The following is a 22727-nucleotide window of genomic DNA, read 5'->3' as shown; positions in this document are numbered from 1 at the left end:
AAAACCAGTGACAGGAAAAAACAGGAAAGCCTGAGCAGGTCATGAAAGCATCCCGATCGAAGTGCGGATCCTCTCGAGGGATTCCTCTTTCCCCAGGATCTCCAGGATCTCTGTTGCGCCGGCGGGAGTGACGCTCTTGCCGGAAACAGCGATGCGGACAGGCCACAGGACGTAGCCGTTCTTGTATCCTTTCTCCTGAATGAATGCCTTGAGGGCGGCGAACAGGTCGTCATTAGTCCAGGAGGACTGGTCTTCCAGGACAGGCAGGACTTCCCTGAGGACTGTCAGGGCGGTCTCGGGGTTTGTCTTCATCTTTTTATGGCGGAAGAGCTCGACATCATAGGCAGGAAGTTTTTCAAAAAAGTCCACCATGTCTGGAATATCAGGCCAGATCTCGATACGCGTGCGCACCATCTCGGCGATCTTGCGCAGGTCGAGGTCCTTTGTAATGGATTTTTTCAGCCAGGGCTCTGCCAGCGGATAGAAGGCTTCGGGATCCATCGCCTTGAGATACTCTCCATTCATCCAGCGGAGCTTTGTGTAGTCAAAGACAGAGGGAGAACGTCCCATGCGGTGGTAATCAAACTGGTCAACGAGCTCCTTCAGGGAGAAAATCTCGCGGTCACTGTCAGGAGACCAGCCGAGAAGGGCGATAAAGTTGACCACGGCCTCTGACAAAAAGCCCTGTTCGATCAGATCCTCATAGGAGGAATGACCGCTGCGCTTGGAGAGCTTGTGATGGTCTTCATCGGTGATCAGCGGACAGTGGATATATTTCGGGATCTCCCAGCCAAACGCCTCATACAGACGGTTGTACTTGGGAGTGGAGGAAATATACTCATTGCCCCGGATGACATGAGTGATGCCCATCAGATGGTCATCCACCACGTTGGCGAAATTATAGGTCGGGAAACCGTCGGACTTGATGAGGATCATGTCGTCCAGTTCTTTGTTTTCCACAGTGACATCCCCGTAGAGCTCGTCGTGGAAGGTCGTTGTACCTTCCTGCGGGTTGTTCTGACGGATGACATAGGGCATACCGGAGGCGAGGTTCTTTTCAATCTCCTCTTTGGACAGATGCAGGCAGTGCTTGTCGTAGATGTTGATCTCCTTGCCTTCAATGGTCTGTGTCAGTGTTGACAGGCGTTCAGGAGTACAGAAGCAGTAATAAGCCTCCCCCTTGTCGATGAGCGCCTGGGCATATTTCCTGTAGATACCGGCTGCGACACGCTCGCTCTGTACATAGGGGCCGACGCCGCCGTCCTTGTCCGGACTCTCGTCAGGGATCAGCCCTGTCTCTTCAAGGGTACGGTTGATGATATCCACAGCCCCCTCGACCTGACGGACCTGGTCCGTATCCTCGATGCGGAGAATGAAATCACCGCCCTCGTGTTTGGCGATGAGATAGGCGTAAAGCGCAGTGCGCAGGTTGCCGACGTGCATGCGTCCTGTCGGACTGGGGGCGTATCTGGTTCTGATTTTCATAAGATGACTCTAACCTCCTGTATACAAAAGCTTGCAAAAGTACTTGCAAAAGTATTTGCTAATGATTCCTGATTACTGTATACCTGTCGATCCGAACCCGCCGCGGTCTGTATCGTCCAGGTGATCGACTTCTTCAAAAATAATGTCTGGCTGGCGCTTTTCGATACGGAACTGGCAGATCCTGTCGTTGATGTGAATGCTGGTATCCCTCATGGCGATCACAGGAACCATCCACTCATCTCCGTCTCCGCTGTAGGCGTTGTCGATGACACCGTAATGATTTGCCTGAATAATGCCGAAGTTCTTGTAGGTACTGCTGCGCGGGACGATATGGGCTTCATACCCTTCCGGGAGCTTCATGGCAACCCCGAGCCGGATCAGACGGAAATCCCCTTTTTTGAGAGCCACATCCTCTGCCGCGCGCAGATCGACCCAGTTGGCGCTGTTGTCAGGCGGCTGCAGCTTCTCTATCCGGTCGCTGAGATAGCGGATCCGGATTTTAAGAGCATCTGTTCCTGACATGTCCGCCATCTGCCGGTCTGCCGGGAGAGTGCCCGGTGCCGGATCGCCGGCTTTTTTCCAGACAGATTCTTCTTCAAAGGACTGTTTAGGATCTCCGGCTTTGAAAGATGCTCCGGCTTCGTCAGCCGCAGTGGTCGCCAGCCGGTCACAGCGCTCATTCTCGGGGTGGTCAGCATGGCCTTTTACCCAGGAAAAGCGGATGCTGTGCGGTTCCAGAGCCTTTAGAAGACGGTTCCAGAGATCCTGATTTTTGACAGGCGCTCCGGATGCGGTCTTCCAGCCGTTTTTCTGCCAGTTAACGATCCATCGTTTTAAAAAGGCATCGACGACATAACGGGAATCGGAAAAAAGAGTCCCTTCACAGGGTTCACGGAAACTGCCCAGCTCTTCGAGTGCCGCAATGACGCCCATCAGCTCCATTCGGTTATTCGTAGTCCTGGCATAACCGCCGCGGAGCTCCTTTTCCATGAGATCGCCGTTTTCATCCCTGTACTGGACGATGGCACCGTATCCTCCGGGACCGTCGGGATTGCCTCTCGCGGCACCGTCCGTGTATATCGTTACTTGCATATGCGGTTATACCTCACTTGCTGATTTTTAATAATCACTGCCATCTGCCCTCTGTCAGAAACCTGTCCGCCCTGGTCCGGGCGCTGTCGACCAGCGTCCTGTCATAACCCAGTGCCCCTAGGAGGGCAATGGCATTGCAGGTGGTCGAAGGTCCAGACTGCAGCCTGTAGGAGAATCGGACGTCTCCGTTCTTGATCTCCTCGCTGAAATGATAATTGTCAAAAACATCGCCAAGGAGCGAAGTCAGCTCCAGATCATGGGTGGCGGCAAAGCAAAGGACGTTCCTGCCGGCAAAACAGCGGAGGATCTCGGCCGACGCCGCGATCCTTTCCACAGTGTTGGTCCCCCGGAGGACCTCATCGATGCAGCACAAAACGGGAATCTGCTGCAGCGACTGCTGCGATCCGGTAAATACAGCCTGTTCTGAAGCCGACACGGGAACATTTCCTGAAGTCTGTTCTATATTATGTTCTGAAGCAATATGTTCCAAGGCATTATGTCCTGAAACATTATGTTCTAAGTCATTATATCCTGAAGCATTATGTCCTGAAGCCTGAAGGATCCGCCGCAGGGATTTGATCTCTACGATAAAATAACTCTCTCCGTCTCGCAGGCTGTCCCTTAAAGCCATGGAGGTGTAGATCCTATAATATGCACCACTGTAGCTTTTTGCCGGTGCGATGCCGGTGGACTGGGACAGGAGCGCACAGAGTGCAGCCGCCTTCAGGAAGGTGGATTTACCGGATGCATTGGAACCGGTCAGGAGGACCGGACGCCCCGCCTCCAGGCTGTTGCTGACAGGGTCTGTCAAAAGCGGATGATAGAGGTCCTGGACCCTGAATGCGGTATTTGCCTTATCGGCATTGGCTGCTGTATCAGTATTATATAAATCGGCTGCTGTACCGGTCTTTTCAGCTCCTTCCTGATCCTGCTCTGCCTGCTCTTTCAGCAGAGGCACGGTATAGAAGGGAAGGGTCTCCCTCCAGGAAACAAGGCTGATGCAGGAGTCGATCCTGCCGATGATCGTGAGCAGGGCATCGATCTCCTTCTGCCTCCCGCGCATCTGGACGAGCATGCTGTTGAACTTGATCAGGTCCAGGTGGAAAAGGATCCTGACATATTCCAGTACAAAGCCCGCAGGGTCTGTGCTTCCGGTCGTGCTGCCCAGAAAAAGGCCTGTCCCCCGGCGGAAGGAGGCAAAGGAAGCCAAAAGGGCAGGGATCCTGTCTGCCTCTTCCTTAAAGACCGGGCAGTTTTGTTTTTCGACTTTCTCCGCGCACTCCAGAAGGCGCAGGACATAGTTGAATACCTGAAAATAAGGTGCTATCTTTGCCTTTTCTTTAAAATAGGACACCAGGTTGAAGGCCAGGACTGCAAGGAGGAGGATGATGCCGACCCCTGTGTGCAGAAACATCAGAGCAAATGCCGCAAAGGGAGCAGCAATCGCCAGATAGTGCGGCAGATTGCTCCGCTCACCCAGGGAGGCTATGGAATCGATGTAGTCATAGAGGGAATACCTGCCTGCGTGGCCCAGCCCGGTCAGGATCTCCTGCAGGCGGAGCCGTTCCTCTTCGTGTGCTCCCTCCCCGAACCAGTCGTATTGCTCCCGGGAAAAAGGAAGGTCCCCTGCCCTCAGAGCAGGCGTCCGAAGCAGATAATACAGATATTCCTCGCCTGCCGCACAGCAGGTGCTGTCCATCTGCGAAAACATCTCGTCCAGATCCAGATCATTCCAGGTGATGTCATCAATTTGAAAGTCCCCGGGATGATGCAGATAATACTGAGGGATCTGCGCATAACGTTCCGGAGCCGTCTTCTTGAAGGGCGGCTTCCCGAAACTGCTGCGCAGAGCTGCTCTGAGCTTGTTCCTGGTCCTTTTTCTTTCCCGCAGGCCGAGCATCAGTGTGATCAATATAAAAGCTGCCAGGATCCCGAGGAAAGTCAGGATCGTCTCGTAATCTCCCATCAGTTACAGGTCTCCAAATTTTGTAGTATTCTTCATCGCGCAATGCCCGTGACATCAGCCGCGGGAAACGGGTGTAAAAATTATCAATTCCGTTTTCCCTTTCCGGTTCTCTTCCTGCTGGAAGATCCCTTTGTTTTCCCGCTTCCTCTGGAAGAGGTCTTTTCCGGATATAGGGCGGCATCCTGCGCGTATTGCTGCATAAGGAGGCCGTGGAAATCCGTCTCTTTAATATAGTTGGTTCTCCGGGTGATAAATCCGTTGAGCTTCTGAGTGTATTCACTGCTGGAAACCGTTCCCCCGGCAACCTGGGTCAGTCCCAGTTCCCAGCTCGCGGTCAGCCGGGGATCCAGCAGGGGCTTCAAAGCGCAGCTGCAGGTATCAAAGATCATCTCTCCCGTCCGGGAGGGTGTGATGACCTGTGTTTTTTTATTCAGACGCAGATAGTCGTTGTTAAACAGTTTTTTCAGGATCTCTGCCCTCGTGGCGCTGGTCCCGATCCCGCTGCCCCGGATCTGCTCTCTCAGCTCCTCCTCTTCGATCAGCTGGCCCGCATTTTCCATGGCCAGGATCATGCTCCCGGAGGTATAGCGCTTTGGCGGAGCTGTCTCTCCTTCACGGATCGAGAAGGGCCCCGCCAGTACTTTGGTCCCTTTTCTGGCTGTTTTCAGAAATCCGGGCAGGGGAGAATCCGCTTGGTCTGCAATGGACTCCTGTCCGGAAGAAGCTGCATCTGCTCCGTTCTGCCGGCCGTTTTCTCCTGCAGATCCAGTGCCGGAAATGTCCGGCGGGCTGTTTTCTGCACCTGCAGTCGATACACCTGCCCCGGTCTGAGGATTCTTTTTTTTGAAAAAAGAATAGTCCAGGGCATCGAGGTAGCCTCTCTCCACGCAGGTGCGCAGGGAGGCATTAAAGAGCTCCGTCCGGATCCGGACAGAGACCGTGATCCTGTCATAGACCGCCGGAGGGTAAAAGATGGAAATAAAGCGCCTGACGATCAGTTCATAGATGTCCTGATTCCGTTTGGAGAGGGAAGGCAGTGCCTTCAGGCCTTCGCCGGTCGGTATGATGGCGTAGTGGTCAGTGATCGCCTTGTCATCCGTATATCGCGTCTTTCCGATCTTTTTCCAGGTCCCGCTCTCCAGGACCGGGATCAGCAGGCTGCGGTAGACCGGGATCGAAGAAATACCCTTCAGATTTTTGCCGATCTCCTTTGCCACAGCTGTACTCAGGACGCGGGCGTCCGTCCTCGGATAGGTAGTGAGCTTTTTTTCATAGAGCTCCTGGGCCGCGGCGAGCGTCTGGTCCGGGCTGATCTTAAAAAAGCGAGAGCAGTCGTTCTGCAGTTCAGCCAGATTATACAAGAGCGGAGGATTCTTTTTTTCCTTCTTTCGCTGGATCTTTTCAATAACAGCGGGAACCTGGAGGCCTTCTGCTTCAGCCAGGAAGGCGGGATCGACAGATCCGTTTTTCTGCGGGATGGATGCAGGGAGTTCCTGAAAGATTTTCCCGTCTGTCCTTCCTGCCAGATAGAGGATCAGCCGCTCTGCATCTTCTCTTTTTAAAAAGCCGCTGTCTTTGTACAGCCGGGGAGATCCGCAGCAGACGCTCTTGTCGTCCACCTGCCACTGGACCGTAAAGCGGTCTCCGTCTTTATCTTCCGGATGGGAGATCTCCGCCTGGACCCTGAAAAAGGGGGTCTTGACAAAAGACCGGATCTCCCTCTCCCGTCTGACGACCATTCCCAGGACGCAGGTCATGACCCTGCCGACTGCGATGACTGTGTGGTCTGTTCCCAGGGCGCGGCTCATTGCGTCGCTGTAGCGCAGAGTGAGAGCCCTGGAAAAGTTGATGCCCATCAGATAATCCTCCTGGGCCCGCAGATAGGCGGCGGCGCCCAGGTTATCGTAGGCGGAGGAGGGTTTTGTTTCGCGGATCCCGCGCAGGATCTCTTCCTGGGTCTGCGAGTCGATCCAGACCCGGAGCTCCTTTTTGCCCTTTACACCTGCCTGGGCTGCGACGAGCCGGTAGATATACTCTCCTTCACGTCCCGAGTCGGTACAGATGTAGATGGTATCCACCTGCGGATCGGTCAGGATCCGCTTTACGATGCCAAACTGTTTTTTGACACCATCGATCACCTGATACCGGTAGCGGTCCGGGATGAAAGGGATCGTATTCATGGACCATCTCTTGAGGGACGGATCATAGGCATCCGGATAGGACATGGAGACCAGATGACCGACACACCATGTCACGATGGTGTCGTCCGTCTCCATATATCCGTCCGCATTCCGGAAGTTTTTGCCCAGCGCTGCAGCAAAAGCGCGCGCAACGCTGGGCTTTTCAGCGATAAAAACGGTTTTCGTCTCGTTAACCTCCCCGCATCCTCCTGTTGAACCGTATCAATATTGAACCGTAATGTTGGTTTTTACTTTGCCTGGATATATCCCTGAGCCTTGAGCAGTTCGGCGCAGAGAACTCCGCCGCCGGCCGCGCCGCGGATGGTGTTGTGGGAAAGACCCACGAATTTCCAGTCAAAAATGGTGTCGGGGCGGAGGCGTCCGATGGAAACGCCGAAACCGCGCTCATAGTTGACGTCCAGCTGAACCTGGGGACGATTGTCCTCTTCCAGATACTGGATGAAATTTGCGGGGGCGCTGGGAAGGCCCAGCTCCTGGGGAGCTCCCCTGAAGGCGCGCATCTTTTCAATCAGCTCTTCCTTGTCGGCTTTTTTTCTGAGATTGACAAAGACAGTAGCTGTGTGCCCGTAGAGGACGGGAACGCGGATGCACTGGCTGGTAATGGTGAGGCCGTCCGCAGGACGGATGACTCCGTTTTCAATAGTGCCGAAGACGCGCAGAGGCTCTCTCTCACTCTTCTCTTCCTCTCCGCCGATATAGGGAATGATATTGCCCTCCATCTCGGGCCAGTCGCGGAAGGTCTTGCCGGCGCCGGAGATTGCCTGATAAGTAGAGACAAGTGCTTGCCAGGGTTCGTATTCCTTCCAGGCGGCGAACACGGGAGTATAGCTCTGGATAGAGCAGTTGGGCTTGACCGCAATGAAGCCGCGGGTCGTGCCAAGACGCTTTTTCTGATACTCGATGACCTGTGCGTGCTCAGGATTGATCTCCGGTATGATCATCGGGACATCCGGTGTCCAGCGGTGTGCGCTGTTATTGGAGACGACGGGAGTCTCGGTCTTCGCGTATTCCTCCTCAATAGCCCTGATCTCATCCTTGGACATGTCGACAGCGCTGAAACAGAAATCCACTTCAGCTGCTACTGCCTCGACGTCTTTGACATTTTTGACAACAATGCCCTTTACTGCTTCGGGACAGGGAGTCTCCAGCTTCCACCGGCCGTCGATGCATTCACCGTATGTCTTACCGGCGCTGCGGGGACTGGCCGCGATCGCTGTCACTTCAAACCAGGGATGATTGTCCAGCAGGGAAATAAACCGCTGTCCGACCATACCGGTGCCGCCGAGGATTCCTACACGTAATTTTCTGCTCATTTTTTGTTTCTCCTGTTTTTAAGCTTCTGATTTTTGATTTGCAAATAATGTCTCTTATTCTTTGATTTGTAAATAATGCATCTTATTTTTTGATTAATTATGTATCTTTCCGGTATCAGGCCCTGCAGACAGAACACGGTGACCTGAACCTTGCAGCTTTTTATTCCTGGGCCTTGAGCCATTTCCTTGCCTCAGCCAGGGTATTTTCCATGGAGGCCTCGCCGGGAGCACCCTCGGTGAGACGCCTGTTGACACAGGCGCGGAGGGAGATCGCCTCATAGACATCCTCGTCAAACTGGCTGGCAAACGACCGGAGCTCCTCCAGGGACAGCTCCTCGATCCCCTTGTTCTTTTCGATACAGTCGAGGACGATCCGGCCGATGATCCCATGGGCGTCGCGGAAGGGAACTCCTTTTACGACAAGGTAATCCGCCGCATCCGTGGCATTTGTGAAGCCGCGCATGGCGCTCGTCTCCATGACCTTTTTATTGAAACGGATCGTCCGGAGCATTTCTGCAAAGAGGGGGATACAGGCCGAAGCCGTGTCAATGGCATCAAAAGCCGGCTCTTTGTCCTCCTGCATGTCCTTGTTGTAGGCCAGCGGCAGCCCCTTCATGGTAGTCAGAAGCGACATGAGATCGCCGTATACACGTCCGGTCTTGCCGCGGACAAGCTCACAGATATCGGGATTCTTTTTCTGCGGCATAATGCTGCTACCGGTCGAGAAGGAATCATCCATCTCCACAAAACGGTACTCGTTGGAATTCCAGATGATGAGTTCTTCGGAAAAGCGGCTCAGGTGCATCATCAGGATCGAGAGAGCCGAGAGAAACTCCAGCAGATAATCTCTGTCGGAGACGCTGTCCATGGAATTCCTTGTCGGGCAGTCAAAATCGAGCTCGTCAGCCACATAGGCGCGGTCAAGAGGATAGGTCGTACCAGCGAGCGCTCCTGCTCCCAGCGGGCACTCGTTCATGCGCGCGCGGCAGTCACCTACCCTCAGATAATCTCTGCGGAACATCTCAAAGTAGGCATCCAGATAATGGGCCAGCGTCGTGGGCTGTGCCTTCTGCAGGTGTGTAAACCCGGGCATAAAGGTCTCTTTGTGCTCTTCCATCAGATCCAGAATGATGCTGAGCAGGTGCAGGATCTGTCCGCGGATCCGGTCAGCCGCCTCTCTGGTATACAACCTCATATCCAGGGCAACCTGGTCGTTGCGGCTCCGGCCGGTGTGCAGGCGCTTGCCCGCGTCGCCGATCCGGTCGATGAGATTCGCCTCGACAAAGCTGTGAATGTCCTCATACTCTGTTGAGAATTCAAGACGGCCCGCTTCGATATCCTCCAGGATCCCCTTCAGACCCTGATCGATCTCTTCGCAGTCCCTGGCGGAAATGATGCCCTGTTTCCCGAGCATACGGGCGTGTACCATACTGCCGCAGATATCCTGCCTGTACAGACGACGGTCAAAGCCGAGCGAATCATTGAAAGCTTTGACGGCATCATCTGTCTGCTTGGTGAATCTGCCTCCCCATAACTGTGCCATAATATGTTTCTCCTTAATCTGACCTCTTTTATCTGATCTCCGAGTTCAAGACTCGCTCGCGAGTCTTGTGCGCCGGATGCGGGTTGACATGTCTTGTTACTTCAAAGACATGTCAACATTTTCCGCACCGCATCCGTGCGCATCCTCGCGGAGCGTTTATTCTTCATCGCGGGATTGTACCCACGATGAAGCAAGTTTCCCTTATTGCGCGCGTATCCTACGACTGAAGTCACGGGTATTGTGCGATGAAGAATAAAAATATGCGCGGACATGCTCCACCTCTCTCCGGTCCTGCATATCCGCGCACAAAAGAGCTGGAAAAGGGACTCGAACCCTCGACCTACTGATTACGAATCAGTTGCGCTACCGACTGCGCTATTCCAGCATGATATCCCGCCCGCACTGTCCTTTCGGCAGACGACTTACTCATTATAATGAGTAAATGCTGTTTTGGCAAGAAGTTTTTTAAAAAATAGCGAAAGCGCTGAAGCTGAAATAGCAGGATGGCGTAATCTAAAAGCAGCAGGGGCGTAAGCCCCTGCTGCTTGAGCTGCGTAATGCTTTTAATTCCACAGGTTTTTTGATTCCGCAGGATTTTACAGATTGCTTTTGACTCTGTTGGCGCACGAGACGATCCAGTCGTGAAGCAGAGATTTCTCACTGGAGGAGAGAGACCAGATCCACTTGTCGTATTCAAGCTCCGGTTTCCAGTCAATCGAACCGCTGAACTCGAAGGGATCCTCGCTGAGACATGCGTCGTTTAAGGGCTCTGCGCCCCACTGGGAGGCAAAGCTCTTATATCTCTTTACCCTTTCCTTCACGCATTCTTCAATAGTTTCCAGGGCACCGGAATAAACCAGAGACAGTTCTTCGTTATTGCAAAGTCTGCTGCGCTTCAGTCTGATCTGCGTATACCACGCTTTAAGTGCGTAAAGCTGGGCGAGGTACTCGATGTTGCTTTCGCGTTTAAAGCGGACATGATTTTCCGACGGCTGACTATTGTTATAGGAGAAGGGTCTCTCAAAGTCTGAGCGTCCGCCAGAATACATGGTCTCATCGGGAACTGACTTGCGAACGACCTGACCGGCAATGGTCATGGAACCGAACCCGATTTCTTTGGGGCCTACGATACCGCTCATTCCACCCAGGAAGATGGGCGGTTTATCGAGAAAAACGCCTTCAGTGACGGTACCGATCAGGGATGGAGTCGCCTTGTCGCCGGATTCGCCCCAGGGTGTGAAGTTAAAGTGGATAAAGCCGCTGCCGACTTCGGTGTGGATCTTGCGGGAAAGACCGCCGGAAAGAAGGGCGTCACAGAAGTTAATGAGAGAGCCCATGGTCACACCGTACATCATTATTGTCTGCTTGAGTCCCACTGTGTGGGCTGTGTTGGCTTCCTCCTCAAGAAGAGTGCCTCCGCGGTAATGGCAGTTTGCGCCTGCCTTGGCGCGGGGGAGAAGGGTGGATTCAGTGACGTAGCCGCTTGCGATGGACGCTTTTGCACCGATCACGGAGTCATTTACCGTGGCAGGACCTTCAACGCCTATTTCTGCCCCAGTGCCTATGAGCGTACGTTTTCCCGTAAGACGTGTACCGGGGTATAAAACACTGCCCGGGTAGATCCTGTCCAGGTCAAGATCAGGGGACACATAAACCTGTCTGGGGTCGATAATTATTACGCCTTTGTCCTCAAGGGACTTTAAAGAGCTTTCAATACTGTAATTCATAGAATTCTTCATTAAGCATCCTTTTCTTCTTTGATTTTCTTTGATTTTTAAACCTCGCAGTGTTTGTCCTGTGCTGACTGTGGCAGTCAGGCGATCATCTTCAGTGGATTCTTTCAGGACAGGCAGGTATACCGGTCAGAAAGATTTGTTACTGGATTTCCCACATCGTGTAATCTGCTCTCACAGGTTTATCGATCACAGCCTTACTGCCATCACTGAAATTGACTTTTCTGACAGCGGTATAGACTTTACAGATGTCGTTGCGATAGGGCAGGCTCACATAATCCGAGTAGTCGGTATCACCGGGCTCGAGCGTCAGTTTCGTCGTGACCTTATAGGTCATCACGCCGTCAGAGATCCGCTGTCCCAGGCTGTCTTCCGCATAGACATACAATTCAAAGGAAGTGACAGTCTTGTCCTTAGAATTGTTTTTTACCTGGCAGCAGAACTGGAGAGAATGGCCTTCTCCGGGCATCCAGTCCGCCATGGCGTCTTTGGGGATGACCAGAGGCAGCTCTGTCTTAACGCCGGGATCCTCGACGCCTTCTTCTTCCTTGGGGTCCTCCGCTGTGTCTCTGTCCGGAATCTCATCATACCTGGTACCCGTTGCCCTGGTCAGGTATTCCCTGTTGGTATAGCCTGTCTTTTCCAGAAGAGGGGAATAGACAGTCCAATAGGTATTATCCAGGTCGTTCAGTACAATGACAGTATCTCCGGTAAACATCTGGCCCTTTTCATTTGAGGAATCAAAGGACTTTTTGCTTCTGAGCGCCAGGTAGCCGGTCTTCACCTTGACCTTATAATTGTTGGTAAAGGTTTTCTTGTAGGTGAGATAGTCGCTGTTTACATAGCCGAATTTTCTCAGTCTGGTAGAATAAACATACCAGTATCCGTTCTTGTCGGTTCCGACCGGGCAGTAAATGACGGTGTCGCCATTGTTGAGTTTGCCGATCTCATTGCTCTTTTTGAATGCCCGCCCGTTTCTCAGAGCCAGGTATCCCTTCTTGACTTTCACTGTGTAGACCGAGAGAAACTCTCCTTCTTTTAGAATTTCGGAGGGAACCTCTGTCCCCAGGGCGATGACACCATCATATTCATCTCTGCTTCCGGCCAGGTCGAACCCTGTTGAAGCCGGGTCGTCATTTTCGTCATGCTTATCATTGCCGAAAGGGTGATCGATTCCCGTTGCGAGAGGGGCATCCTTTTCATCGGCGAAGACAGGCAGCGCCGTGCAGGCGAAAACCATGATGCAGACCAGCAGCATCACGCGTGTGATCAGGGAACCAGTGTGTTTTCTGTTCATTTTTTCGAGACCTCCGTGTTCATCCGTTTCATTCGTTAAAAGCTTTTACGTTACCGTCCGCATTCCGGCCGGACTGGGGGCAGTAACGTATTTTCTGATGAAATACCCAAATACCCGTACGTGTTGTCCGCAGGCGTGAAAAAGGACAGGAAGCTGTCTTTTTACGCAATTATTTTTACGCAATTATTTTTACGCAATTATAATTACGTAATTATTTTCACGTAATTATGCGGAAAATGCACAGGAATGATTGTTCTATCCTGATGACACTGACGGATTCAATGCCGGACAGGTTAACATATCCGATAAATAAAAATGAGACTTATTGTTTGATATCCCAGTAAGTATAATCACTTTCATCCAGAATGTAATTTTCACAGATCGTGCCGTCGGAAAGCTTCACTCTCTTTACAGCTGCATAGAACCTGCTGATCTTTTTTCTTTCCGGCAGATACATGTGGCCGGAATAGATCGTTTCCCCGGGATTAATAGTGTTTTCAAAGGTCGCCCTGATTTTGACTGAATCGCCGAAGACCTTGTTTCCCCACAGATCTTCCGCAAAAATGTAGAGCTCATAGGCTGTCACGGTTTTCTTCCTGGAGTAATTGGACACCTGCACGCGCAGGTCCAGGACATCGGAGGAGTCACTCTCCCATCTCCACTCGGCGTTTGCCCTGGGAGAGACAGCGAGGGGAACGTCGGGCTCTACATAGGCGGAATTAAAAGAAGAATTAACGAGGTAATAGCTGTTGACGAATCCAGCCTTGGAAATCTCCGGAGCATACACGATCCAGTATACCGGGTCGCTGTCATCGAGGACAATGACGGGATCACCTGTATTGAGTTTTCCAATCTCGTTGGATTTGTCAAAGGATTTGGCATTACGCAGGGCAAGATAGCCGGTTTCTACCTTTGCATACAGGGTGGTTCCGCCGGTATAGAGGCTCCTGTTCTCCAGATAATCGCCGTTCACATACCCCAGCTTATTGAGGGACGGCGCATAGACATAGCGATATCCGTCCTTCTCTGACGCAGTCGGACAGGCGATGACAGTCTGCCCTGTGTAGAGCTTTCCTATTTCATTTTTCTTGTTGAAAGACTGACCATTGCGCAGGGCAAGATAGCCGGTCTCTACTCGTACTGTATACTCATAGAGAGAGGTGGAGGCGGCCTGTGCTGTCTGTGGGGGAAGGATGGCAAACACTGCGCTGAAAAGCAGCACCCCGATCAGAAGCCGTGCACTGTACAGAAGATTATCCTTTTCCCTTCTTATTTTTGAATTCATCTTTTTTACCTCCTGCTCCGATGGACGGGCGTGGTTTTGCAGACTCCAGTGCAGGTACAGATAACAGACAAATAGCAAATAAATAATAAAAAAGATACAAACACAGATGTAGATTGCCAAAAAACCGCTCTCGTTACCTGTGGTCAAAAATTCTGTCTCATTATAACATATTTTCGTGAGACTGTATCGGATTTCACACTAGGGATTTAAGAGGTATTTCGCCCCGACAGGGAGCAGTCCTCCGTCTTCTCTGTCTTTCAGCCAGTAGATATAAGCGTATTCATCTCCCGGAAAAACACAGAAGCTGATCAGACTGTCTTCCGCATTTCCAAAGGATTCCACATATTCCTGATCAGAGCCGTCCGGGGCTGTTCTCCATAATTCATACTCCTCTTCGTCCCGAAGGATATAATACACCTGTCCGTCGCAGAAATTGGTCTGTCTTATTATTTCAAGATCATCAAAATCCAAAATCTCCTCCTCCACGCCGTCTTCTCCAATCCGGTAGATCTGACTTACTCCGAAATCACAGAAAACAGAGGTTCCATCCGTGAAAAGATAGCCTGTGTGGTCTGATATGACTATTTTATCGAAACCGTCCGGATAGATACCGCAGAGTCCATCGGCACCATTGTAAAAAATCCTCTGCCCCACGAAGCACAGACTGGGATAGACGTAGTTCTGGGCATTATAATCATCGGTAATCAGGGATGCCTTACCGATATCTCCGGCCTCTTTGCCTTCCAGTTCTTCCATAAGGATCCGATACAGGTTATGGCCGCTTGAAAAATAACACCAGTTTCCCCTTATATACAGGGTAGAAATCTTGATCTGCGAATCGGCCGGGGGATCCAGGACGATCGTCTCATGTCTTCCATCCGGGTCACAGCGTAAGACCTGATTTTCATATTCATTGATGTAGTATAGATGATCCTGCCATACATTGAGAAAGGAAGTCGCGCCGTGTGTGAGCAGCTCTGAATCATCGGGATCAGAATCCGGCCATCGGTTCAGCCCGTGGGGATCAATAAAAAAGCAGTCGCCGTCATAGAGCGCAAAAGTACCGGAATTGTAAAAATTACCGGCAGTGATCCCATCTTCTCCTTCCTCGTCTGCTGAAATATCCGTTCTGGGTGTAAACCAGTCTTTTTTACTGTCTGTAGTTTTATTATCTGTAGTTTTATTGTCTTTGTTGTTCACCTTCCTCTTGTAAATCTGAGGAATTCCCCTGAATATCCGGTGAAAAAAATATCTGTCAAAAGGTCCCCGGTGGAGCGTATCTCCGAGCCCGGAAGAAATCCGGAACACAAGCAGTATGATCAGTGCCACACAGACAAAAAAGGCCGCAATGATTCCCGCAAAAGGGAGCAGATTCTCTATCGGATTATTTTTCGGATTCTCTATCAGATTATTATTCGGATAATATTTCAGGTTATCTTTTGGATTATCTTGGGGGGTTTCTTTTCGAATATCTTTCAGGTCACCTTTCGGGGTAAAGCTCAAGCTTTCTTTCAGATCATCTTCCGGATCCTTCGGGACAGTCTCTCTGACCGGATTGGCGGGAATTCGGCTGAAAGATAGATTTTCCCTGTCACTCATTCCGGCACGGGGATCATCCGACGGATCTGTTCCGGTGAACAACAGACAGGAAGCCTCCCGACGGAAATTCCTGATGTCCGTTTTGTTAAGATAATCCTGCAGGCTGGCGGCATCTGTATACTCGATGACCAGATACGCTGTATTGTTCTGATTAAAAAAGGACTGAATGCCGGTTGCCTGACCGCTTTCTTCTCTCAGGTCTGAAAGCGTCTCCGATTCCTGAAGGAACAGATCTTTTCCTTCAAGAAAAACACTGCGCAGCTCATCCGGTACGGAGACAGTCGTTGATGAAGTCCTTTCACAGACCCCTTCCGGGAAAAATTCTCTTATAGCGACCGTCTCACCTGTCCGGGAATCCTGGGCGATGTAAGTGGTCAGGAGCCTGTCCTTTTCCAGTACCCGCCCGATCAGATACCGGCCATAGAGGGTCGTACCGCAGGAAAGAGCCCCGGGAAAACCTGAATTGTCCTGGTTCCCCAGGTTATTTCCGCAGTTTTCACAAAAACGCATTGAATCGCCCATTTCATGAAAACAGTTGTAACAGATCTTCATAGCGTTCCTCACTCCCGGAAGTGCCCTCTTATGCAGCAGTAACAGGATACTGCCAGTAAAACCTTAGCTGCAGGTCCGGGCTGTTTCCCTTTCGTTGTTTATGCAGCAGCAACAGGATACTGCCTGGAAAACATTTTCATTAAAAAACAGCTCCGGCTGTCTGCTGCTGGTCAGCGTGTGCCCATGTGAAATTTTTCCATCCTTTCCATTGTAGCAGAAAACCTGTTCTGTGTGCACCTTCCAGGAGTAGTTTCCGGATAATAATTAAAATGATAACAGCGGTCTTTTTTTGCTTTAAAGCGACATTCCGGCTCCGAAAGCCCAAGGTCACCCATGGCGGAAAAAAGAAAAGCAACATTCCGGCTCCGGAAGCCGAAGGTCACCCACTTGGCAGTCTGGCTCTAATTACAAGAAAAGGGGATGTCACAATAGTGTAACACCCCCTATCTGAAAAATATAACTCTGGATAGTTATTGATCCAAAATAATAACGATAAGATTCAGAAACGACCCGGATGGGGTTCGAACCCACAACCCGCTGAGAGACAGTCAGGTGCTCGGCCGAATTGAGCTGCCGGGCCGTAAACAAAGCACATTTTTACGCCGTGATCTCCAACTTCACTATAGCATCATTCGATACCAGCAGGATTCGAACCTGCGATTGCGCCGTGACAGGAATAATTGCTGTATGTGCTTTTTGCCTTTCGGTAATTGTACTTTACCACTCTTCAGAAATAAGTTCCCGGAAAAAAAGTTGCGAAAGGGCCGATAAAACTATTAAAGCCGTTAAAACCGTTAAAGGCCGGATGCCGCATCCAATAGTTCCGGCAGGGTGTAGACAGGAGTCTTCCGAATGCTTCCGTTACCATTGTCGAAAAACAGGGCACCGTCCAACAAGTCACAAAGATCCGGCAGTTCCGCCAGAGTCTCAAAGTTTTTGTTGAGCAGGAGGGCAAAGCGGGAACCATCTTCCAGTCCGCGGTAACCAATCAGTAGATTGTCTCCTGTTCGAGAGATAAAGGACACATCGGCATCCACGTCCAGTTCCCCAAGGTTGTCCCCGGTCGTCCGGTCAAAAATGACGATTCCTCCGGGTATTATCTGCAGCCTGTATTTGTCAGTCAGATATTCCTTGTTATGAGAATCCCTGGCGGAGGCAGTTTCAGTATCTGTATTATCTGCCTTGTCGGAATGATCTGCTTTGTCGGAATAATCTGCCTTGTCGGAATGATCTACTTTGTCGGAATAATCTGCCTTGTCAGAATTATCTGCTTTGTTGGAATGGGTATCCTCTGCAGCGGCTAAGCCCATATCCATAACCATGTCAATGTCAAAGCCTGTCTCTTTGGTTTCATCAGAATCCGTGTTCCCGGTAAAATACAGGTCTTCTGCTTCAGATTGGGGTATCAGCCGGCCATTCGAGGCGTCATAACAGCGCACAGTGCCGTCAGACCAGACTGCTTTCAGGCAGGAGGCTCCGGCGTTTCTGAGATATTCTGTTCTGAGCAATGAATCTTGATCCGGCAGCTGCAGGTCACACAGGACCTCTCCATTTTTTACAGACAGGATCCGGAATCCTCCGGCAGAATACAGAAGGACGGTTTTTTGATCAGGATTGACCCTGGTTTCCGTATGGTGATAGGCCGGGTCATAGGAAAGAAACTTTGTTTCCATGCCGGAAAGGGCAAGCGGACGGTTATCATCAGAATTTTCATCAGAAGCAAGCGGACGGTTATCATCAAAATTTTTATCAGAAGCAGGCTGGCGGTTTTCATCAGAGTTATCATCAGAGTTTTCATCAGAAAAAACGTAAATACCGAGGGCGTCTGTCAGGGCCTTTTGTGCCAGTGCCGGGTAATAGCTGTCGTCGATGGCCGGGGCTGCATCAGCCTTTCGAGTAAACTGGATGGTCTTGGCAGCTACAGTCTCCTGTCCCTGTCCATTTTGTTCCTGAAAGATGCGCTCCCTGATCAGGGGCAGGTCATTTCTGAGCTGGTCGAAGCCGTCTTCTTCGAGGACGACCCTTTCCGTCTGCTCAAGGTCCGCATACGACAGAAGGACCGCATCCACAGCTTCATCCACAGCTTCTCTTCTGTCTTCATTGGCCAGGGCTTCCTCCGAATTGCGCACCGACTCGACGATGAGCATTTCCGTCTCCGAGAGCAGCATCTGCCTGTGCTTCTCTTCAATTTGTATGCGCATTCGGAAATTGTAGATTCCGAACAAGGTGACGAGAAAAAAGCCGGCTGCGGCTGCGGCAAAGCCCAGGGTCAGTTTCTGACGCCTTTTCACCCGGTCGAACTGCAGATGGAACTGTCTGCTTTTTTCTTCCAGATACTCTTCCATGATCTGGTGGAGAATACGCAGACGGCCCTGCTCGTCGCGGACCAGAAGTCCCGCCCGCCTGTGCAGAATATCCAGGACAGAGCGGCCGTACCACTCATCCGCGTTTTCTGCTCCAAGTCTGAGTGCGCCTGTATGTCCGATCCAGCGGGGATAGATGGCAGTGAGCGCTCTGCCGGAGAGTTCCCGATAGCACTTTTGAACCGTATTCATCAGTTCCGTATCTGTCACTGCATGTCCGGCCCTGTGGATCTGTGCCGCGGCTTCAGGTAACAGATATTGAAAAACAGCGTCGATCCCTGCCGCTTCAGGGCTGTTTTGCGGCAGAGCAGAAATCTCCTTATTCCGGAGCCCGTCAAAATATTCTCTGAGCAGCTGTTCCCGGCTCTGGAGACTGCCGGGATTTGTCTCCCGGCTCTTCACTGCCTGGATATAGATCGAGAGCAGGATGGGAAAACCCAGAAGGTCAAAGATCTCCATATTTTCCGGGGGAAGGATCCCTTCCCCGGACAGGATCCGGCGGATATCGACGGGGTCAAGCCGGCAGAGCGTAATTTTTTCAAACAGAGGTTCTCCAGGATCGCTCCTGCTCGTCATCAGGATCCGTACACCGGACAGGGAGGCGAGCAGACGGATCTCTTCCAGTAGAGGCCCGGTATCTCCGGAAGCTTCGTTGAAGCCGTCGAGCAGCAGTTGCAGAACCGGCCTTGAGGAGACTCTTGAGGAGTGCTCTGAGGAGCCTTTTGAGGAGCCGCTGTTATCAAGCAGCTGTAAAAGCTCCCTTCTGGCAGTTTCCATACTTTCCGTCTCCGGCTTGAACTGCAGTCCTTCAAGCAATGTGTCCCTGATAAAATGGCTGCTGCTGTTCCTGTATCCGTACAGAGAGATATAAAATACTGCCGCCGCGTTCTCCCTGTACTCCGCTTTCCGCGGATCCGGACCGCAGGCTGTATAGCAAAGCCGGAACAGGGCAGTCGTTTTTCCTGTTCCCCCTCCGCCGAGGAGCAGGAGCGGCCTGTTCGTATTAATTAAGGCGCGGGAATTAAAAAAGGCGCGGGAACTGTCGGCTGAAGCTGAAATGCCTAAAAGATCAAAGAACTCTGTTCTGTCTCCATCCGCTTTTTCAACATGAAGAGGGTAGATCCTGTTTTCATCACGGATATACTGAAGGGAAATATTTTCCTGCATAAGACGAAGACACCGCGCCCGGCCGTTTTCCCAGAGTGCCCAGCGGGTGATCCCTCTTCCATTTATGCGGTCTTCCAGTTCACCCAGATCCTTGAGTATTTCAGCAACGCTCCCGTATCGTTTCCGGGGGGAAGGAGAAAGACCTTTCCGTAAAATTATACGCAGCATGGAGCGGGCAGAGGCGGGGAGATTCTCCCAGCCGGGCAGCCCGGAAGGGTCAGGAAAGACAGAACCGATCTGTTCCAGATCAGACAGCTTCCTTCCGGATATGCAGTGCCAGAATACGGCTGTCATGGAAAAAAGATCGGACTGCGGGCCGATATAAGACCGCTGGCCCATCCTGACCTCCGGAGCCGTGTAGCCGTCCTTCATACTCAGAAAAGCAGAGGAGTCGCTCCGGATCTCGCTAAAGGTATGGACACTGTTGTAATCGATCAGCGTCACACGTTCCCGGTCCCCGCTTCCGATCAACAGGATATTGTCAGGACTCACATCCAGATGCAGATACCCCGTTTCGTGAAAGGCACGCAGGACCTGCAGGGCACCGCGGATGATTTTCAAACTCCTGAGAAGTTTCAATTTGTCATGCAGTCGCCTGATTTCTTCCTCCAGACTTCGGCCGCCGGTATATCCCATGACACTGTAAAGTGTATTATTGCAGGTGAAGGTATTGATATGCAGGTCCAGCTCACCCGGAATCTCCTCAGCCATCCGGCTGTGGACTTCATTGGCGCGGAGGAAACTCTCACGATAATGGGCAAACAGGACTTCGGACTGCTTCTCTATTTCCAGGGCGTTTTCTTTTGACCTGTGGATCCCTCCCGACGGGTCATAAGGGAAAAGTTCCCGGATCAGTACCCGATGGCGGATACGGGGATCCTCCTGGTCAGGATAGTAACCTGTATAAGCAAGCACGCTGGAACCACGTCCTGCGGGAGCATCGATGACACACTCCAGGCCGGGAAAAGCCAGACGGTCATTTTTATTCAGCGTGGTCCTCCTGTCCATAAACAACTCCCGTGAAAATGTTTAGAAGATAAGGATGGCTTGTACTATGAAACGTTTCGCACGGCGATTCCAATACGCATTTGCGCTGCCGTGCGCCGTTCTATTCGGGTTTTGCGTTGAAAATCACAAAAACACCTGCTATCTCGTAGCAGTTTGTTGAGATCAGTAAGAACTTTCAGTAAGAACGTCAGTAAGAACTTTCAGTAAGAACTTTCAGTAAGAACGCATGGTCTTTATCAGTCTCTGCCAGGATCTCCATGATCTTCAACAGCTTTATCTTCTGATAATTGTTTTCTGTTGTTTTCATAGCAATCAGGTTCCTGTTATCTACGTTAATCCTACAGTAGTATCCTCTCTCATTGACACTCATGTATGAGCTTAACAGATGAGGTCTATTTTTGATAATCACATGTAAAAAAGGGCAGGTACTGCTTCTTACAGATAAAATAAGTATATCCTCTCTATATTGTCTTTGAAAAGAGCGAAACGTAACAAAACCCTTACGTTTCAATCTTTCAGAGTCAGGGATCTGCAAGTATATTAAGTATGTCAGGCATGTCAGGGCAGGGAAATGATGTTTTTCCTCATGGCAAATTAGTTTTGGAAAGGTAAATTGTCCATGGCGCTGCCCGGCTTTTCGGGGCGAATTGCCTTATGATCGAGCCGTTTGCATGTTAAGGTAAATTGTCCATGGCGCTGCCTGGCTGGTATAACTATAGTGTTCGGAACATGGCCGCAAATTGCGCGAAACAAAGGCGCGGTGATCTCTCACCGCGCCTTTTTCGAGTAATTTCTTTATGGATCGATTTTATGGTCACTTAATCACTGCTTAACAAGATAGATGTAGACGCCGAACAGTTCATAGACCAGTTGACCGTCCTGATACAACAAATGGTTTCCTCACTTCTTCATCTTCTCCTCATAATATGTCTCGTGTTTTGATCTCTGTCCATCAATCACAAGATACTCCTTTTCCGACGAAGCTTCAAATCCGGCACCTTCTGCAGCTAGATGAAAATGCACTCTTGCTTCGGATTATTGTAGTTTGGTATCCCTGGCTCATTTTCAGTCAAAAGGCATTTGCCGCCTCGTAGTAGTTATAGATCGCTCTGCTGAGGTTTCTGGACGCATCAGCGGCTTCTTTGTTTTGGATCATACTGCAGCAGTAGCTCAGGGCTCCGAAATCGACGGTGGCAACAGGGCTGTCTGTGTCGGGTGCGGATGCCTCACAGATGACGAGCGTGTACATCCTGCCCAGATCCATCGGTGAGATGTGTTCGATCTCGGCATAGTACATGTCTTTATACTGGTCATATCCCAGAGTCAGCTCATTTTCGAGATATCCTTCCAGGAAGAGCGAGTAGTCCTCCGCAGTCTTTCCTGCCCCGGGCTGGTAGTAGAACCTGATGGAAACGTCGGTTCCCAGGAGCAGGGAAGCTTTTCCGACCTGAAGTCCGTCTTCCTGATCCTTGAGCTCGTACCTGTAGGCATATTCCGTCAGATCCGGGCCTTCTCCGTTCAGAACAGGATCCTGACCCTCTTCGTAAAGCCCGGCAGCAGCAAGGCTGTCCGTGTTGTAGCCGGCGTACAGCTGCGTGTAGCTGCCATAGTTGAGCATAGCGCGGACCATTTCCTTTTCCTGTTCTGTGTATTCCGTCCCGGCAAGAATCGCGTCGGCATAGGTTCGTACGGAGCAGTTCACGGGGGTGCCGTCTGTTCCGCCGACATTCATCTGGAGAGTCACCTGATCAGTCATCTGTCTGGCAGCCAAGTCTAAAGTAAACACAGCCCTATCCTGATCATCGCTCCAGGTCTCGGACACCAGCTGTTCCACTCTCCTGCCCGCGCAGGTAAAGGCCAGGAAATCATTGTCCCCGGAGATATATTGGTCGTTCAGGGCTACATGAACGCACAGGCCGATCTTATCCGTCAGGAAAAGGTCAACTGTTTCTATTTGCGCAATTTCGTCCACTGTCGGCTCCGCAGGTTCTTCCTCTTCAAATAAATTAGCTTCCGAAGCTGCCGGTTCTTCCCCGACTGTTTCTTCCACTGCCGCAATTTCGTCCGCAATCGGATCTTCCACTGCCGCAGTTTCGTCCGCGATCGGATCTTCCACTGCCGCA

12 protein-coding genes, 2 tRNA genes and 1 pseudogene are annotated in these 22727 nt (G+C 51.2%); all 15 read right to left on the bottom strand.

Annotated features, from left to right (window positions below; translation table 11 throughout):
- Positions 1–39: 39 nt before the first annotated feature.
- Positions 40–1485: a glutamate--tRNA ligase gene (gene gltX / locus BLT02_RS10600; RefSeq protein WP_092994934.1), complete on the bottom strand. Its 1446-nt coding sequence runs from the start codon at positions 1483–1485 to the stop codon at positions 40–42.
- 72 nt (positions 1486–1557) lie between these two features.
- Positions 1558–2007 carry a dUTP diphosphatase gene (locus tag BLT02_RS10595; protein WP_092995023.1) on the bottom strand — a complete coding sequence of 150 codons (450 nt, stop codon included), beginning with the start codon at positions 2005–2007 and terminating at the stop codon, positions 1558–1560.
- 120 nt (positions 2008–2127) lie between these two features.
- A pseudogene (gene rnhA, locus BLT02_RS10590) lies at positions 2128–2577 on the bottom strand (ribonuclease HI); the annotation flags it as partial.
- 34 nt (positions 2578–2611) lie between these two features.
- The gene (locus tag BLT02_RS10585; RefSeq protein ID WP_092994931.1) at positions 2612–4543 is read right to left on the bottom strand and encodes a MutS-related protein; all 1932 of its coding nucleotides are present in this window, start codon (positions 4541–4543) and stop codon (positions 2612–2614) included.
- 83 nt (positions 4544–4626) lie between these two features.
- The gene (locus tag BLT02_RS10580) at positions 4627–6894 is read right to left on the bottom strand and encodes a DNA topoisomerase (protein WP_242869775.1); all 2268 of its coding nucleotides are present in this window, start codon (positions 6892–6894) and stop codon (positions 4627–4629) included.
- Positions 6895–6971: 77 nt separating this feature from the next.
- The gene (gene asd / locus BLT02_RS10575) at positions 6972–8057 is read right to left on the bottom strand and encodes an aspartate-semialdehyde dehydrogenase (RefSeq protein ID WP_092994928.1); all 1086 of its coding nucleotides are present in this window, start codon (positions 8055–8057) and stop codon (positions 6972–6974) included.
- Positions 8058–8217: 160 nt separating this feature from the next.
- Positions 8218–9600 carry an argininosuccinate lyase gene (argH, locus tag BLT02_RS10565; RefSeq protein ID WP_092994922.1) on the bottom strand — a complete coding sequence of 461 codons (1383 nt, stop codon included), beginning with the start codon at positions 9598–9600 and terminating at the stop codon, positions 8218–8220.
- 312 nt (positions 9601–9912) lie between these two features.
- Positions 9913–9985: transfer RNA gene (locus tag BLT02_RS10560), tRNA-Thr, on the bottom strand.
- A 211-nt stretch (positions 9986–10196) separates the two neighbouring features.
- Positions 10197–11339 (bottom strand): hypothetical protein, encoded by a 1143-nt coding sequence (locus BLT02_RS10555; protein ID WP_092994919.1) that lies wholly within the window; start codon positions 11337–11339, stop codon positions 10197–10199.
- A 136-nt stretch (positions 11340–11475) separates the two neighbouring features.
- Positions 11476–12630, bottom strand: coding sequence for an SH3 domain-containing protein (locus BLT02_RS10550; RefSeq protein ID WP_092994916.1), 1155 nt, complete (start codon positions 12628–12630; stop codon positions 11476–11478).
- 322 nt (positions 12631–12952) lie between these two features.
- Entirely contained in the window at positions 12953–13915 is a 963-nt protein-coding gene (locus tag BLT02_RS10545) for a hypothetical protein (RefSeq protein WP_092994913.1), read from the bottom strand.
- A 198-nt stretch (positions 13916–14113) separates the two neighbouring features.
- Positions 14114–16066 (bottom strand): DUF5050 domain-containing protein, encoded by a 1953-nt coding sequence (locus tag BLT02_RS10540; protein WP_092994909.1) that lies wholly within the window; start codon positions 16064–16066, stop codon positions 14114–14116.
- A 506-nt stretch (positions 16067–16572) separates the two neighbouring features.
- Positions 16573–16646, bottom strand: a tRNA-Asp gene (locus BLT02_RS10535).
- Positions 16647–16860: 214 nt separating this feature from the next.
- Positions 16861–20604 (bottom strand): serine/threonine protein kinase, encoded by a 3744-nt coding sequence (locus BLT02_RS10530; protein ID WP_092994906.1) that lies wholly within the window; start codon positions 20602–20604, stop codon positions 16861–16863.
- A 1069-nt stretch (positions 20605–21673) separates the two neighbouring features.
- Positions 21674–22727 (bottom strand): hypothetical protein (locus BLT02_RS10525; protein ID WP_207649403.1); only part of this gene is annotated, 1054 nt, incomplete at its 5' end.

It is taken from the genome of Sarcina sp. DSM 11001, assembly GCF_900101015.1.
Lineage (GTDB): Bacteria > Bacillota > Clostridia > Lachnospirales > Lachnospiraceae > CAG-791.
This window is presented reverse-complemented; position numbering and strand designations above follow the sequence as displayed.